Source organism: Rahnella selenatireducens, assembly GCF_046449555.1.
GTDB lineage: Bacteria > Pseudomonadota > Gammaproteobacteria > Enterobacterales > Enterobacteriaceae > Rahnella > Rahnella selenatireducens.
Window position 1 is genome coordinate 1 of sequence record NZ_JBKEZJ010000008.1, and the last position, 17,168, is coordinate 17,168.

Genomic DNA, 17,168 nt, shown 5'->3' on the forward strand with positions numbered 1-17,168 from the left:
GTCATGATCATTGCCGTGGTTATCTTTGTGATATGGATATTGTGGAACATTGTGGTTTCAATGATCCCGACCTTAGGCGGCAGTTTTGGCGCGGGTTTCCCCAGCGGTTCCGGTGGCCGGGCTATCCGGGATGTTGAAATCGATGTAGAACCACAGGTTGTCTATCGCATTGACGATCATCGTTTTTTCACACTAGAGCAATACCTGGACTGTAACAACGGCGGATTTGTTTATTACAACGACACGAATAAAAAAATTAAGGTTTTGGCTGGTTATGAGGGAGCAGATAAAAGGCCTCAAAACGAAGTTACTATAAATGAAGAGAATAACGTGATGGCTTTCAAGGGGAAGTTTATTTATGCAGCCAGCGATAACATCATTGCCTACCCTTATCGTGACGTTGATTATAAATATGGAAACCCTACTTACTTCGCAATTTACGATAATATCAAAGCACCATCAAAAAGGACCGGAAGTGGAAGTATACGTTCAGATGCAAAAATCATTATTACCGATGAAGCTATGTATATAAAGGATAGCACAATCGATAAATACAATAAAAAAATTGAAATACCAAAAATAAACTCAGATGGTTATGAATGGATTGAATCTTCAAAGGTTAACTTCAAAAGAGTGTCCAAGGATGACCATTTTCATTGTGACAACACGATTAAACCACGACGTGTGAAATATATTTCAAACTAACAGGGAGTTAGCGAAAATGATAATAGTCAACAGTAAAATGGAACTCGATTATGAGTGAAAAAAAGAAAAGTGAAGGCACTGAACTTGGGTTGAAAATTGTCATAACCATTGCCGTGGTTATCTTTGTGATATGGATATTGTGGAACATTGTGGTTTCAATGATCCCGACCGTAGGCGGCAGTTTTGGCGCTGGAATGCCAGGGCCTTCAAAAGGAAGTCATGATGACCGAATTGTAATCACAAATGCAAAACCGCAAATAATATATCGGCTAGACGAACACCGTTTTCTTACATTAGAAAATTATATCGCGTGTGATAAAAGCGGGCAAGTTTATTATAATGACACGTCACTAGGTATAAAAAGCAAACTGGATGTTTTTGCCGCTAAATTAGGGGAAGATTGGGGGGGGGAAGAGCAGATTCAACTGAAAGACTCTGAAAACATGATACTCTCCTATAAAGGATTTTTACTGAATAAATCCACAAATGGGAATTTAGCATTCCCTTATATAGATAACACCTGGTCATTTTGTAATAACAACTATGGCTGTTATAGAGGCGCTCTTGTATCAACAGATCAAGGAAAAACATTCGAAGCAATTGACTACGAGAGAAGATTCAGCGGGCCTACAGAGGAAAAAGTCGTCCTTGTAGGAAATGATTTTTATTATGTTGGTGATGTAAATGATTCTTCCCAGACTATAAAAAAAATATCATTGAACCACCACGAACCGGTCAGAGAAGATGTCAGTAGTGCGGTCATGAATTCCGCTGATTTTAAAAATGAAAAATTTGATGTGAAATTCACATGCAATCCAAAAATCAAGCCCAGCAGCGTGAAATTTACCCACAGAAAAAATACCTCGAAATAATAGGGATGTTAATGAATATGCCTGTATCCAATGAACCCACTCGCTTGGCACTTTGTGTCTTTGATGACAACGGAAAACCCCAATTCCGAAGCAGTATGTCGCCTCAAAATGTTAAAGTACGTGCTGAATGCAAACACCCACCTCACTACCCCGGCATTATTATCTTTGTGCATGGTGTGAATTCAACTGGCGAATGGTTCTCAACTGCCGAGGAATCTATTTGCAAGGGACTAAACACTCGACTAGGTTTGAATGACACCCCTTATGCTTTAATTCCTAATAAATATAATTGTGATGATACTTTTGATACTAGCAATTATAAAAAAGATCGCAAACTTGTTAATATCGGAAAATCTCCGATTGTCCGTTTTTATTGGGGATATCGCTCAACTGATGGTGATGAAGGTAAATACCTAATTCCATTGGTAAATCGTCAAAATGACGATTATCACAAACTAAAAGAGCAAGGGTTAACGTCTGAAGCCCTACGTTCGAAAGGCCCCTGGTTCTGGGGCGGCGGCCCGTTCCAAAACGGTACCAATAATTTAGTTTCTCTCTGGGGGGATGAAGGTTTTAACGAAAAAATCCGTCATGTTGGACTAAAAGTACAGACTTTTGCCCCTGATTTCGACCGTTTACTCACTACGGCTCCCCCGCGAAAATATTACGCACATACAGCAAAGCGGTTGGCAGATTTACTGGATACTCTTCGTGAAAAATACCCGCGTGATACAGTCAGTATTATTTCCCACAGCCAGGGCACCATGATCGCCCTTGCTGCAACAGCTCTTGCTCAAAAGGCACCGGACAGTCTGTTTATTCTCAACTCACCTTATGCGATGGAAGCAAAATTCTCAGATTATCTGTCGATGCCAGATAAAGAAATTTTAACGGATAAAGCACGGGGACAAACGTTAGAAGCCATTATTAATAAAATTGCAGATCGAGCAACTGTTCTGACACCTGATAAATACAATGATTTAATTGTTGGGAAATCTGAGGAAAATAGTCCCTGGACTCCGTTGATAAAACATAAATCTAATATCCCTCAGGTCACTATTACTGAAACGTCTGAGTATGATTATGTTTCTTCAGGAAGGACGTACCCGGCAGTTGAAAAACAGCAGCGAAAAGAAACTAAGACTTCAGACCGATGGATATCTGAGAGGGATAATCATGGGCGATTTTATATCTACTGCAACCCTCATGATCGTGTGATGGGGTCATCTCCCCTTTCAAGCCTCGGCTGGCAAGGATTGCCTAATTCAAGATTCGGTGATCATCCACACAAACTTATTACTGCGCATGAAGGACATCTGTTTCAGCGAATGATGGCGCGTGCGACCCCTGTTGGAAGTGAACCTAACGCAAAAACACCGTTTTCACACTTACCTGACGGTAAACCATTCTGGGATGACCGGGGTGATCTTTTGACCTACAACACACCTGAGTATCAAACTATCGATATTAATGCCGAAGAGGTCCCATATCCAATTCAGGCACTCAACATGTTAAGTTTTGATGAAAAACGTCCAAGTAATGATGACAAATTGGACATAAACCCTCAGTCTCGAACTGGAAATGGCTGGGGACAATATAAAACAAGCGGTGTCCCTAACGACGATACATTTGAAAACTATGTGTTGTTATACCCTAAAATCCAAGTGCCGACCGGCAGCTATCGTCAGACAGGTAGGGATTACCCTAAAGTCGAACCAGTTATGCGCATTGAAACCGACGAAGAACGCCGTATACGCGTTGGCGACTATATTTCTCAACCAACAGATCACAGTACCCTGCCAAATAGTCCTGAATTTATGGAAAGAGTCGTGGCCTACGACTTACCTATCGGCTTCTGTGACGCGACCTGGGACAAGGCATTTATGGCAGAACTGCGTGACAGAGCAGACTGGACGAAAGGCTATGACAACTATTTTAATAAAGGGGAATTATCTATCCCGCCAATCCCGTCCATTATTTCTACAGAAACCATACCGGAAGATAAAAGAAAGGCATTAGAAGCTGCTGAAAAACCGCATGCGCTAAAATATTAAGGATGATTAATATGGGTAAATTTATAACTAATTCTGTAGAACCATCCTTACTGGATACGAATTTCATAAGGATTTCATATGACAGGGTTGATCATTTTTGCATTGGGGATTTATGCCCTGATAATAGGAAGCGCCCTTACTCTGGCGCTTTGGCTTTGTATAAAAAAAATAAACTCAGGTGGAAATATTTCAATAGTTTTGCTTTTTACCATACTTGCAACCTTTGTAATTTTGTTCATTGCTCAGACTTGCGGCATCCCTGTAATCAGTTAAGGCAGCTCGATAAAAATAATCGGTTAAAGGAGCCAACATGAGCAAATTCGCAGTAGTACTCGGAGATCCCACTTCACACGGTGGCAAAGTCTCCTCGGCCTCATCCAGTTTTGAATTAGCAGGCAAGAAAGCCGCGTTACTGAACGACACGGTAACCTGTCCGGAGCATGGGACTAACCGCATCACTGAGTGCGATGCCTCTGCTTATGAAGAAAATGGACGTGGGATCGTCTTGCACGGTTTCAAAACAGAATGTGGTTCCGTGGTGATTGCCACCCTGCAGGATATGGAGATCGGCTGATGGGATGGTCAGTACCGAAAGCGCCAGTGCCTGAAAAAGCGGCCGCATGGTCACCGTGGATTTGCGTTTTTATCCTCGGTGCCGGGTTTCTGGCATCGCTGACATGGGTCGTGCTCAATTCCCCTGCTGAGGGCCTGCCAACGTTAGCGTCTGGCTACTATCTCCCGCTAACCGGTTATGCGCTGGCGGGAACGTTGTTTTTCCTGACACTCTATTTACTGGGGTGGGAAATTCAGGCGCTGTGCTGCTTTAACGCATTATGGTGGCAGCATAATACGTCTGCCGCCTGGCAACGGTGGGCGCAGGACTCTCTTTGCGTGGCAAAGGCGATAATGCTGACATCTGATCGTCAGCTTATTTCCCGCAAGGCGGGTATTGAAAAGGAGGGAGCATCAGATGATGCAGCCGATATGCCAAAGGTTCTCTTTCCTGAAGACCCCCTGATACCGGGAATAAATCGCTTTGAACGCTTATGTCATGCCCTGCTTGATGAAATCGCCCCAGCGCTGAATACCATGCTTAAAAATGCAGACGTGTCGGTTTATCTGCAAACGTCTGGCGAGGTTGATGAGGCCGAGCAACATAAGCTGTACTCAGTTTTGGCTGAACGCTTCCCCACCATAAAATTCACTGTAGACCTGCTGCCTGACTCTTCGCTTTTTCCCATCTGGAATGCGTCAGTCATTGTCTCCCGCCAGCCTGTTTTACTGCTCGCGATGCATTACCGAAAACCGGATGAATCGCTGTCGGAAATTGCCACAGCGCTGCTACTGGTCCCGCCATCACGGCTCAATGCCGTTGAGAGCAAAACGGCGACGCGTTTGTTCCGGGCAATGCCGGTCAAAACTGACCAGTTAGCTTCCGAACTGACAGAACAGCGGGATATGCAACAACAACCGGCAGGATCGATACGCCTTCTCTGGTTCAGCGGACTGACAGACAACGTGCGCCAAAAGCTCAGCACTCTGGTTTATGAACTCAAACTGCCACTGCGCGCCTCTGCACCCATGGGCGGTCTGCTGGACTTTGATAAAGACAATGACCAGTACGGCGCGCTTACGGGTGGATTATTGATGGGAGCAGCCGCACAGATGGTCGAACAGGGTCAGGGAGGTCAGTGGATTATCCACCATGACGGAAAAAATGCCTGGGCGATGGTCGTGGGTGCTCAGGAACCGGTCATCCGCCATCCAGCAGAGAATTTGCCTCAAACTCCCTATCCTGCGGGATCTGTTGCATTGAGTTTATTGTTTAATTTGGTGCTGTTTTGGTGTGTTGGGGATGCATGGCCGCAGTGGTTATTTTCCGGGTGGGGATTCGCCACCCTTGTTTTTTCATTGTTTATCACGTTGCCCGGCAGCGTCATTGTTCTGCGGACATTGGTCAGCAACATCCAGAAGCCTCAATTTATACAGGACGCCAATGCGTCACTCAGGGATTAGCAAATAATGTTCAAAGGGATTTTGCGCACCGTCGGCGTTGTGCTTCTGTTGCTGATATTCGGGGTGATCCTGTTCGTGATCATCGGGCAAGGTCATGCCCTGTCACCTAAAACAGAAACGCCGCTTTTTTTGATGATCGCATTTAGTCTTCTCGCGGTAACGGCAATACTACTTTCAGTAATATTCTTATTAGGTTCATCTGACGAATTCATTGCGCCGTTAAAACCAAACTCTGTTGAGCAGAATGAAGCGCCTCAGCAGCAGCCGGTCATTGACTTCCCGCAGCTCAGAGCAAGTCTGAGAAATCGCTACGGCCTGCGCTGGAAGCGCAAACTCCCCTGGTTACTGGTCATGGGCGAAGACGCCGATGTTGAAGCGGTCGCGCCGGGGCTGACTGAGTCTGGCTGGATGACAGTCGGCAATACCTTGCTGTTGTGGGGCGGTTCACTGGCTGCCGGCGGCAATACAGCAGACCTTCAGGCGCTACGCCGTCTGCGTCGCAATACGCCCGCCGATGCGCTGATCTGGGTCAGCCATGAAACCGGCTATACGCAGGTGACGCAGGCAGATTCCGTGCTTCGCGGTTATGAAATCGTCCGCCATCTTCTGCGCTGGGAACTGCCGGTGTATCTGCTGGACCGGCGCGAAGAGAAATGGCCGCAACCGGAACGTCCGGTGCAGCTGGTCGGCGTCTTCGAAGATAAAAGACTGACCTCAGGATCTTTATCGCCCGCCGTTGAATCCCTGCTTCCCGAGCTGCGCGCGCAGGGCATGGCACAAATCAGTGAGAATTTACGTCATACGTTTTTGCTGCAACTGGCCAGCGATTTAAAGGCCCGTCTGGCTGACTGGGCGGCGGCTTTCAAACCGCTGCTGAACAGCTATCGTCCGCTGCCGCTGTACGGCGTGGCGTTCTCCCCGGCGCTGGCGTTACGGGCGTATGACCCGCATGAGCGCGCCAGTTCACCCGTCTGGCAGGCACTGGCCGCGAACATCAACCGGCGCGCCGGACATCCCGTGGGCGTGAATACGCGGGCGATAGTGCAGTGGACCGCCGCCGCCGCGATGCTGGTTTTAGCCATGGGTACAATCGTGTCCGGCATCAGTAATTACCGGCTGGTGACGCGCAGTCATGAACAGGTTCAGCTGACGAAAACCTCGCCCTCGCCTGCCGCACTGTCCGCGTTGCAACACACGCTGCAAACCTTGCTGCGCCAGCAACTACAGGGTACGCCAATTTACCGACGCTTTGGTCTGGACGTGACGGATTCTCTGCTTCCTGCGCTCTGGCCGGAGTATTCCGCACTGAGCCAGCGGCTTATCGTGCAACCGGCACAGCAGCAACTTCTCGCGACGCTGACCGCCGGAAGACCGTCTTATGACGCCCTGAAAACCTACCTGATGCTGGCTCAGCCCGACAAAACCCCCGGTGCTGAAGCACAGCAGTACGTTGTGCAACAGCTGACGCCGTTACTGAAGGACATCGCGCCGCAGGATATTGCGTTCTTCACCGCACAGTTTGCCGCTCATCCTGACGGGAAAATCACGCCGGACAGCGCGGCGGTCGCTCAGGCGCGGGCGTCATTGCTGAACGCCATGAGCGGCGCGGATGCCGAACAAAAACTTTATGCTTCCCTGATTTACCGCACCTCGCGCAACTTCGGCAATCTGTCGCTGACGCAGTTGCTAAACGGTCAGGACGCTCAGGGCATGTTTACCCTCGACGCAGAAGTGCCGGGCAGTTTCACCCGTCAGGCGTATGAAGGCGCGATAGCGCCGGAGATTGCGGCGCTGATAAAACTGCGTCAGGAACAGGTTGGCTGGGTGCTGGCAGAGCCGGGGCAGCCGGTGGAAACGTCACTCTCGCCCGCCGCACTAGGCGAACGCTTAACGGCGCGCTATTTTGCTGAATACGGCACCGCGTGGCAGGAAACGCTGAACCAGCTGAAAGCCCGCGCGGCGGCCAATCCGGCGGAGCAACTGGCGCTGGCCTCTGATGTCAGCCGTTCGCCGCAGATAGCGCTGATAAAACAGTTGGCCTGGCAAGGGCTGGCGGGCAGCCCGAACGCACGGCGCATTGAGCTGAACCCCGCGCTGCAACCGGTGTTCGGCGGTATCGTCTCCATGGCGACCGGTGCCGGTAAAAATAACGGTATTACGCTGTCTGCCTGGCGGTCGCAAACCGCAGCCCTGCGCGACAAGATGCGCAATCTGTCGGCGGCCAGCGGCGGCACGGCGGCGTTGTCGCAATCGGTGTTTCGCGGGACGCAAATCGATAACACGGTCTCTGAATTGCCTGCCCGCCTGCGCGTTCAGCTGGGCAGCGGCTGGCAACCGATGGCGCAGGCGCTGTTTTTAGCGCCGCTTAGCCAGACCTGGAAAGGCGTGATGACCACCGGCGTGAAAGACATGGAGGCGCAGTGGCAGCAGGAGATTGTCGCGAACTGGCATGAAGAATTCGATAACACCTTCCCGTTCACCGGCAGCCCGAAAGACGCGTCGCTGGCGGCGCTCAATGATTTTATCAATCCGCAAACGGGCCAGATTGTCAGTTTTATCCGCAGGCACCTGAACGGCGTGCTGGAGTACAAAGACCACCGCTGGCAGAAGGCCGATAAACTGCCGCCGGGGCTGACGGTCAGCCCGGCCTTTCTCAGTAAGCTGAATCAGCTCGACCGTTTGGGTCATGCGCTGAACGATAACGGCTGGGGTTTTCGTTTCAAACTTCAGGCCGGTACGGCCAGAGACGTGGTGCAGACCGAGCTGAGCATCGACGGTCAGACGCTGGTGTATTTTAATCAGATGCCGTTCTGGGCTGACATTCAGTGGCCGGGCGATACCTATTATCCCAATGCCGAACTGGTGTGGACCAGCACACGCGCCGGTGCGCGGCTCTATTTTGATACGCCGGGCACCTGGGCATTTTACCGGTTACTGAAAAAAGCCAACATTACGCCGGTGGACGACACCCATTATCAAGTGGTCTGGACCGCCGAAGACGGTCTGCCGCTCAATTACCGCTTGGCATTTACCGTCGGAAACGACCCCGTCTGTGTGCTGAGCCTTGATGGCTTCCGGCTCCCTGAAACAATATTCCGCTAAAACGGGGGCGGTTGCCGATATAAAGCGCGAAAACCTAAGCGGACTGAACCTGCAAAGCCCTCGCCATCAGCGCATTTCCACCAGACTGCGCTATTCTGTTCAAACATTGAAAACGATCCTGCCTGCGGGCGGGATTTTCGTCTGAATAACAATCGGGTGAAAAATGAACGACATTTCTAACGAAGATAAAAAACCCAGCTGCGATTCAGTGATCAACAGCGTTGCCTACCGTGACGGCAAGCGGTTGCAGGATGTCACCGTCGAAGATATCAGCGAAGTGCTGAAAGAGCCGGACACATTCGTGTGGCTCGGTTTGTGGCAGCCGGAAGATGCGTATATGCGCAGCATTCAGGAAGAATTCGGGCTGCATGACCTGGCAATTGAAGATGCGCTCACCGCCCACCAGCGGCCGAAAATCGAGCAGTACGGCGAGTCGCTGTTCATCGTCACGCACACCGCGCAAAAGGTGAACGAAACCATCGAGTACGGTGAAACGCATCTGTTTCTCGGCAAGAACTTCCTGATCACCATCCGCCACGGCGCGTCGTCGAGCTACAAAGAAATCCGCAAACATGCTGAAGAACGCCCGGAGATGATGAACAAAGGACCGGCTTACGCACTGTATTGCGTGCTTGATTCCATCGTCGATAACTATCTGGAAATCCTGCACCGCTACACCGAAGAATTCGATGCCATCGAAAAGCTGATGTTCCAGAACACCTTTAACCAGCAAGCCGTGCAGCAGGTGTATAAACTGCGCCGCGATCTGCTTTCGCTGCGCAACGCCGCCGTGCCGATGGAAGATATCTGTAACCAGCTCAGCCACCATTATGAAGAGCTGATGCCGAAAAGCCTGCGCGCCTACATTCGTGATGTGCAGGATCACGCGAATCAGGTAGTCCGCACCACAGACGATATGCGTGAAATGCTCTCGAATGCCATGCATGTGAATCTGGCGCTGGTATCGGTGCATCAGAATGAAGTGGTGCAGCGCCTCGCGGGCTGGGGGGCGATTCTGGCGATCCCGACGGTGATATTCAGCCTGTACGGCATGAACTTTAAAAACATGCCGGAGCTGGACGACTGGTGGGGATATCCGGTCACGCTGGGTGTCACGGTCGCCGGTTGCGCATGGTTGTACTGGAAACTCAAAAAATCGGGCTGGCTCTGATATTATTACCTGAACCGGCACGTTAATTAACATGCGAATAACAGAAGTCACTGTTATTCGCCTTCTTTAATTATCCTGACAAATTTACCCCCAGCTTATTCTATTTCTCCTTCCCTCCTCGCGTTATTTCCTTATATACTTGTTCGCATCTTTCCTTCCGGAAATAATCTTCATATGTCAGTGCGTTCCGCGATTTCACAGTTTATGCATTCACTGCGCTTGCCCGGCAAGCGGATCAGTGCGTTGCTGTTCGCGTTGTGCTGGCTGCTGTTGAATTCTCAGCTGGCTCTCGCCAGCCATCAGTGCGACATGCGCCCGCCGGTGGAAAACACCACGATGTCGCACAATGAATACATGCAAATGCCTGATTCGCCAGAGCATATGCAAAGTCAGTCAGTGCTGTGTGAAAAGCACTGCGTGCCGGAAAGAACCCAGTCAGACAGTGGAAATGTGCCCATTGTGGCGCTTCCGGTTGTCCCGGCACTCGCTGTCATGACCCTTAATGCCAGCGTGGTGCTCACCACCGCCGACTGGGTGGCTCCACAAGTCACAGCCCCGCCTGCTGAAGTTCAGTTCTGCCGATACCGTGAATAGCCCCTGCTGTCTGCGGATGCATCTCATTGCATCTGAATAATCTTATTTATCTGCCGTAATAACGGCGTTTATCTGATATGACAGTATTGGAGTTATTCCCATGCGACCAATTTTAATTAGTTTTTTCTTTAGTCTTTTCTTTATTTCCGCTTATTCCTTTGCAGAAACGATGCAAATGGACGGCCACACCATGGCGATGGAAAACGTTCAGACCTATGAATCTGAAGGTGTGATCACGCAATGGCAATCCGACCGCGTGGGGATTTCTCATCACGCCATTCCTGCCCTTAAATGGCCTGCCATGACCATGAATTTCCGGTTGCCGCCGGACATCGCCGCGAACTCCCTGCCCGCCGGTACGCCGGTGGCGTTCAGCTTTGTCAAAACGGACACGGCTTATCAGTTGCAGACACTGACTCCGCTGAAACGCTAACCGGGAGAACACCATGTTGAATTTACCGCGTCACCGCCGGGTGACGTGGCACTGGCTGCTGGCTTTTATGCCGGTCAGCGCCTTTGCCACACCCGTTTCTCTTCCGCAGGCGCTGGTGGCCGCGCAGGAATATTCGGCGGAGCTTTCTGCCAGCCGCCATCAGATTAACGCTCTGGAAAACCGGGCGGATTCCGCCATGCAGTTGCCGGATCCGAAGCTCAAATTCGGGATTGAAAACCTGCCCGTCGGCGGGAGTAACGACCAGCGTTTAACCCGCGAAGGCATGACGATGGAGCGGATTGGCATCATGCAGGATTACGTGAGCAGCACTAAGCGCGAGCGTAAAGCCGACACATTGCGTGCCGAATCCCGTCAGGCGGCGGCGAACGGCCAGAGCATCCGTGCCCAGTTGCAGCGCGACGCGGCGCAGGCCTGGATGGAACTGGCTATCGGCAATGAAACCGTGAAGCAGCTGAAGGTGCTGGTGGATGAAAGTCAGCGGCAGATTGGCGTTCAGCGCGGCGGCGTCAGCAGTGGCAGCGCCCTGCCTGCGTCGGTGCTCGACGCACGTCTTACGCTCATCAGCATGCAGGACAAACTCACTGAAGCCGAACGCGACGTGCAACTGGCACGCACCCGGCTGAGCCAGCTGACCGGCATCGATCAGCCCGAAATTCTCGGTGCCATTCCGCCGGTCAGCGAACTGCCCGCCGAAGCGACGCAGGCCGACAGCATCAGCCAGCATCCTGAAGTTCTTCAGGCGCGGCGTGAGGCGGAAGTGGCGCAGGCAAAATCATCCGAATCAGCGATTGCCGCACTGCCGGATATCGGCGTCGAAGTCTACTACGGCCGTCGCGCCGACAATTATGACGACCTCGCGGGCGTGATGGTCACCGTGGATTTGCCGCTTTTTACCGCATCACGTCAGGATAAAGATCACGCCGCAGATCGGTCGATGGCGATGGAAAGCAATGACCGGCTGGCACAGCTCATCCGCACGCATCAGGCGCAACTGACCACGCTGCTGGCCCAATACCAGGCGGCCAGTATCCTGTGGCAGCGGCAGAAAAAAGATGTTGTTCCGCTGCAACAACAGCGCGTCAGCGTGACTCAGGCGCAATACCGCGCCGGAAAAAGCAGCCTGAATGACGTGCTGGAAGCCCGTCGCAGCCTGCTCGACAGCCAGATTGCTCAGCGAAATGCCGAACTTGACGTCGCCCGCTATTGGGTCGCCCTGCGCTACCTGGTTCCTCAGGAGAATCATTGATGACTACCGTTAAAACGTATGGCCTGCTGGCGCTTTCCGTCGCGGCCGCGCTGGCCGTCGGTTACCAGGCCGGACGCCATAATGCGCCTGCTGAATCAAAAACGGCTTCTGCGCCTGCCGGACGAAAAGTGTTGTACTGGTATGACCCGATGACGCCGGATCAGCGTTTTGATAAGCCGGGCAAATCGCCGTTTATGGATATGGATCTGATGCCACGTTACGCCGACGAAGTGGCCGATGACGGCGGCGTCACGGTCAGTGCCCGTCAGCAGCAAAATCTCGGCATGCGCAGCGCGAAAGCGGAGCGTCGCGTCATTTCCTCCCCGCTGAATGTATACGGCACGGTCACCGCCGACGAGCGCAGCCTGCGCACGGTGGCTGCCCGCGCAGGTGGTCTGGTGGAAAAACTCTACGTTGCCGCCAGCCAGCAACAGGTGAAAAAAGGTCAGAAACTGGCGACGTTGTGGATCCCCGACTGGACCGCCGCGCAGCAGGAATATCTGGCGGTACGTCAGCTCGGTGACCGCAGCCTGAGCGCCGCCGCCCGCCAGCGTCTGGCACTGCAATTTATGCCGGAGGATATTCTCAGACGTATCGATAAAACCGGCCAGCCGCAGACGCGCATTGATGTCGTGGCACCCGAAGACGGTTATCTCAGCCAGCTGAGTGTGCGGGAAGGCGCGCAGGTGGCGGCCACGCAGCCGTTGTTTGAGCTGACCAGCCTGAAACAGGTGTGGATTGTGATGGATTATCCGCCGTCCGCCGCCGGGCAGGTTCAGGTCGGCAGTAAAATCAGCGGCAACAGCGACAGCCAGCCGGGTGACGTATTTCGCGGCGTGGTCAGTGAATTACTGCCCGACGCCGACGCCGTCAACCGCACGCTGAAAGCCCGCGTGGTGATTGATAATCCGCAGCAAAAGCTGCGCCCCGGCATGTATCTCACCCTGACGCTGGACGCACCGGCACAAACGCCGGTGCTGGCAATCCCGCAGGAAGCGCTGATTCAGACCGGCACCCGCAATACCGTGCTGCTCGACGACGGTAACGGGCATTTCACGCCGCAGACAGTCACCGCAGGGGCAACGCGCGACGGCTGGACGCAAATCCTTTCCGGCCTCAGCGAAGGTCAGTCTGTCGTGACCTCCGGCCAGTTCCTGATTGATTCAGAAGCCAGCCTGCGCAGCGCGCTGCCCGCCGCTGTCAGTGCTGAAACCACGCCAGACGCCCATCAGCACGGGAGCCATTTATGATTGCAACCGTGATCCGCTGGTCGCTGCGCAACCGGCTTCTGGTGCTTCTCGCCGCCCTGATGATGGCGGGCTGGGGCATCTGGTCTTTGCAAAAAGCCCCGCTCGACGCCCTGCCGGACCTCTCCGACGTTCAGGTGATCGTGCGCGTCAGTTATCCGGGCAAAGCGCCGCAAATCATCGAAGATCAGGTCACGTATCCGCTGACCACCACGTTGCTGTCGGTGCCAGGTGCGAAAACCGTGCGCGGCTTTTCGATGTTCGGCGATGCCTACGTTTATGTGCTGTTTGATGACGGCACAGATCCGTACTGGGCACGTTCCCGCGTGCTGGAATATCTCAGCCAGGTGCAGTCCTCGCTGCCGCCGGGTGCAAAAGCGTCGCTGGGGCCGGATGCCACCGGCGTCGGCTGGATTTATGAATACGCACTGGTCGATAAAACCGGTCAGCACAGCCTCGAACAGCTGCGTGCATTGCAGGACTGGACGTTGCGCTATGATCTGAAAACGGTGCCCGACGTTTCTGAAGTTGCCAGCATCGGCGGGATGGTGCAGCAGTATCAGGTGGTCGCCGACCCGCAGCGGATGCGCGCACGCGGCGTGACGCATCAGCAGCTGGTCAGCGCCCTGCAAAGCGCTAATCAGGAAAGCAGCGGATCGCTTCTGGAAATGGGAGAAGCCGAATACATGGTGCGTACCTCCGGTTACCTGAAAAGTCTGGAGGATTTCAATAACGTTGTCGTGACGGCCAACAGCGGTATTCCGGTGCTGCTTTCTGACGTCGCGACCGTGCGCACCGGCCCGGAACTGCGGCGCGGCGTGGCGGAACTCAACGGTGAAGGCGAAGTGGCGGGCGGCGTTATCGTCATGCGATCGGGCAAAAATGCGCTGGACACCCTCAAAGCGGTAAAAGTACGCCTGAACGCCCTCGCCCGCACGCTGCCCGGCGGTGTGGAAATCGTGCCGGTGTATGACCGCCAGCCGCTGATCGAACAGGCCGTCGAAACGCTGTCGCACAAACTGGTGGAAGAATTCATCGTCGTGGCGGTTGTCTGCGCGCTGTTTCTGTTCCACTTCCGTTCGGCGCTGGTGGCGATCATTACGCTGCCCCTCGGCATTCTCGGCGCGTTTATCGTCATGCATTATCAGGGGGTCAGCGCCAATATTATGTCACTCGGCGGCATTGCGATTGCCATCGGGGCGATGGTGGACGCCGCGATCGTAATGATTGAAAACATGCACAAAGTGCTCGAACAATGGCGGCACGATCACCCTGGTCAGAAGCCGACGTCGGCAGATTACTGGCAGGTTTCCGAACGGGCGGCCATCGACGTCGGGCCTGCGCTGTTTTGCAGTTTGCTGATCATCACGCTGTCATTTATTCCGGTGTTTTCGCTCGACGCGCAGGAGGGCCGGATGTTCTCGCCGCTGGCGTTTACCAAAACCTATGCCATGGCCGTTTCCGCCGGACTGGGGATCACGCTGGTGCCGGTGCTGATGGGCTATTTTATTCGCGGCAAAATCCCGGATGAAAACGCCAGCCCGATCAACCGCTGGCTGATTTCCGCTTACCAGCCGGTGCTTTCAGCGGTGCTGAAACGCCCGAAAACCACGCTGGTGTGCAGCGGCATTTTTTTGCTGGTGTCGCTTTATCCGTTGTCAAAACTGGGTAGCGAATTTATGCCGCCGCTCGACGAAGGCGATTTGCTGTATATGCCGTCCACGCTGCCGGGGATTTCCGCCCGCGAAGCGTCCAGATTGTTACAGCAAACCGACCGTCTTATTAAAACCGTGCCGGAAGTCGCCAGCGTGTTTGGCAAGGCCGGACGCGCCGACAGCGCCACCGACCCCGCGCCCCTGACCATGATTGAAACCACGATCCGCTTCAAGCCACGCGACCAGTGGCGGCCCGGCATGACGCCGGACAAACTGATAACGGAGCTGGATAACGCGGTGAAATTACCGGGCATCGCCAACGTCTGGGTTCCGCCGATCCGCAACCGGCTGGACATGCTGGCGACCGGCATTAAAAGTCCGGTGGGGATTAAGGTGAACGGGAATAACATCGCGCAGATTGAGCAGGTGGCGCAGCAAATCGAGCATATCGTGAAGCTGGTTCCCGGCGTGACGTCGGCGCTGGCCGAGCGTCTCGAGGGCGGCCGCTACGTGGATATTGACATCAACCGGCGTGAAGCTGCACGTTACGGTGTCACGGTTGCCGAATTGCAGTCACTGGTTTCGACACTCGTCGGGGGTGAAAATATCGGTGAAACGCTGGAAGGCCGCGAACGCTATCCGATCAACCTGCGTTATCCGCGTGAACTGCGCGACAACGTGCAGGCGCTGCGTGATCTGCCTGTACTGACTGCATCCGGCGCACAGGTGCCGCTGTCGGCGCTGGCTTCGGTCAACGTCACCGACGGTCCGCCGATGCTGAAAAGTGAAAACGCGCGGTTGTCAGACTGGATTTATGTCGATTTGCGCGGACGTGATCTGAAATCTGCGGTGGAAGATATGCAGCAGACAGTGAATCAGCAGGTGAAATTGCCGGAAGGCGTCACCGTCAGCTGGTCGGGGCAATTTGAGTATCTGGAACGTGCGACGGCAAAGCTGAAAATCGTCCTGCCGGTCACGCTTATCATCATTTTTGTCCTGCTGTACGTCACTTTCAGCAGCGTTCGCGATGCGGCACTGATCATGGCGACCCTGCCTTTTGCGCTGACCGGCGGCATCTGGCTGCTGTATCTGCTTAATTACAATCTCTCCGTCGCCGCCGCCGTCGGCTTTATCGCGCTGGCCGGCGTCGCCGCCGAGTTCGGGGTGATTATGGTGCTGTATCTGAATCAGGCCGTTCAGCGCCAGCAAAAATCCGGCGAATCGCTGACCGAGGAGGAACTCTGTGACGCTATCCACCACGGCGCGGTGCTGCGCGTCCGGCCAAAAGCCATGACGGTCGCGACGATTATGGCGGGATTACTGCCCATTATGTGGGGCGGCGGCACCGGTTCAGAAGTGATGCAACGTATCGCTGCGCCGATGATTGGGGGAATGCTGAGTGCACCGTTGTTATCGATGCTGGTCATCCCGGCGGTGTATTTGCTGCTACACAGGCGCAGAAGTGGGAAAACTTCGGTTTTACACTTGCAGTGAAAGCCCTGATAGCGGACCGAGAAAGTTTCGGTTTTACACTTGCAGTGAAGCGCTGTTAGCAGATCGAGAAAGTTTCGGTTTTTCAATAATTGTGATCACTTGACGCACTGCGCCGAAACCGACCAAAGAGGCCCAGGACGGGGCCTCTTTGGAATCTCCGCGTCTTTTTTACTCCGCGCTGCCGCTGGGCCGATGGACATGTTCTGTAACTTTCGCGTGTGGCGCAAATCCAGGCACTTCGTGCTGCCTTCACTCGGTCTTCGAGCCATAGGTCTCGAAGCCGCTCAGTTCAGCTGGATTTTGAGCGCGCCATCTCACCATTGAAAATAATCGATTTTTGAGACTTCTTCGTTTTTCTAAATAATGAATGGCATGGCAAGGTTGCGAACTATCAGCCTCTGGCCGCTTTCAAAAATCGCGCCGCAGGAAGAGGTGGAAAACCGCGTATCTTTTCGCGCGGTTTGTAACCCGACTAAAGGGAACCGCGAAGCGGCGGGATTTTGCGGCACTCGCCGGAGTTGCTGAAACAGTGCCAGCGAGCGGTAGCGCGCAGTGAAA

13 protein-coding genes are annotated in these 17,168 nt (G+C 53.4%); all 13 read left to right on the top strand.

Going from position 1 to position 17,168, the window contains the following annotated elements; genetic code table 11:
• On the top strand, nt 1-705 hold a 705-nt coding region (locus ACLBVC_RS14255), incomplete at its 5' end, for a T6SS immunity protein Tli3 family protein (protein ID WP_458351915.1).
• 50 nt (nt 706-755) lie between these two features.
• Nucleotides 756-1,577, top strand: coding sequence for a T6SS immunity protein Tli3 family protein (locus tag ACLBVC_RS14260; protein WP_410150172.1), 822 nt, complete (start codon nt 756-758; stop codon nt 1,575-1,577).
• Nucleotides 1,514-3,631 carry a T6SS effector phospholipase Tle3 domain-containing protein gene (locus ACLBVC_RS14265; protein WP_410150173.1) on the top strand — a complete coding sequence of 706 codons (2,118 nt, stop codon included), beginning with the start codon at nt 1,514-1,516 and terminating at the stop codon, nt 3,629-3,631. Before ACLBVC_RS14260 ends, ACLBVC_RS14265 begins: the two co-directional genes overlap by 64 nt.
• Nucleotides 3,632-3,709: 78 nt before the next feature.
• Nucleotides 3,710-3,904: a hypothetical protein gene (locus ACLBVC_RS14270; RefSeq protein ID WP_410150174.1), complete on the top strand. Its 195-nt coding sequence runs from the start codon at nt 3,710-3,712 to the stop codon at nt 3,902-3,904.
• A gap of 37 nt (nt 3,905-3,941) precedes the next feature.
• Entirely contained in the window at nt 3,942-4,205 is a 264-nt protein-coding gene (locus ACLBVC_RS14275; protein ID WP_104924718.1) for a PAAR domain-containing protein, read from the top strand.
• Nucleotides 4,205-5,647 (top strand): hypothetical protein, encoded by a 1,443-nt coding sequence (locus ACLBVC_RS14280; protein WP_410150175.1) that lies wholly within the window; start codon nt 4,205-4,207, stop codon nt 5,645-5,647. The genes ACLBVC_RS14275 and ACLBVC_RS14280 overlap by 1 nt, the downstream gene beginning before the upstream one ends.
• Nucleotides 5,648-5,653: 6 nt before the next feature.
• Complete coding sequence (locus ACLBVC_RS14285) at nt 5,654-8,749, top strand: ImcF-related family protein (RefSeq protein WP_410150176.1); 3,096 nt, start codon at nt 5,654-5,656, stop codon at nt 8,747-8,749.
• Nucleotides 8,750-8,912: 163 nt separating this feature from the next.
• A complete protein-coding gene (corA, locus tag ACLBVC_RS14290; protein WP_410150177.1) occupies nt 8,913-9,920 on the top strand; it encodes a magnesium/cobalt transporter CorA in 1,008 nt (335 codons plus the stop codon).
• Between the two features lie 174 nt (nt 9,921-10,094).
• Nucleotides 10,095-10,514 carry a hypothetical protein gene (locus ACLBVC_RS14295; RefSeq protein WP_410150178.1) on the top strand — a complete coding sequence of 140 codons (420 nt, stop codon included), beginning with the start codon at nt 10,095-10,097 and terminating at the stop codon, nt 10,512-10,514.
• A gap of 100 nt (nt 10,515-10,614) precedes the next feature.
• Complete coding sequence (locus ACLBVC_RS14300; RefSeq protein WP_410150179.1) at nt 10,615-10,947, top strand: copper-binding protein; 333 nt, start codon at nt 10,615-10,617, stop codon at nt 10,945-10,947.
• Between the two features lie 13 nt (nt 10,948-10,960).
• Entirely contained in the window at nt 10,961-12,214 is a 1,254-nt protein-coding gene (locus ACLBVC_RS14305) for a TolC family protein (RefSeq protein ID WP_410150180.1), read from the top strand.
• A complete protein-coding gene (locus ACLBVC_RS14310; protein ID WP_410150181.1) occupies nt 12,214-13,464 on the top strand; it encodes an efflux RND transporter periplasmic adaptor subunit in 1,251 nt (416 codons plus the stop codon). Before ACLBVC_RS14305 ends, ACLBVC_RS14310 begins: the two co-directional genes overlap by 1 nt.
• Nucleotides 13,461-16,610, top strand: a complete 3,150-nt coding sequence (locus tag ACLBVC_RS14315; protein ID WP_410150182.1) for an efflux RND transporter permease subunit — start codon at nt 13,461-13,463, stop codon at nt 16,608-16,610. Before ACLBVC_RS14310 ends, ACLBVC_RS14315 begins: the two co-directional genes overlap by 4 nt.
• The last annotated feature ends 558 nt before the right edge of the window (nt 16,611-17,168 follow it).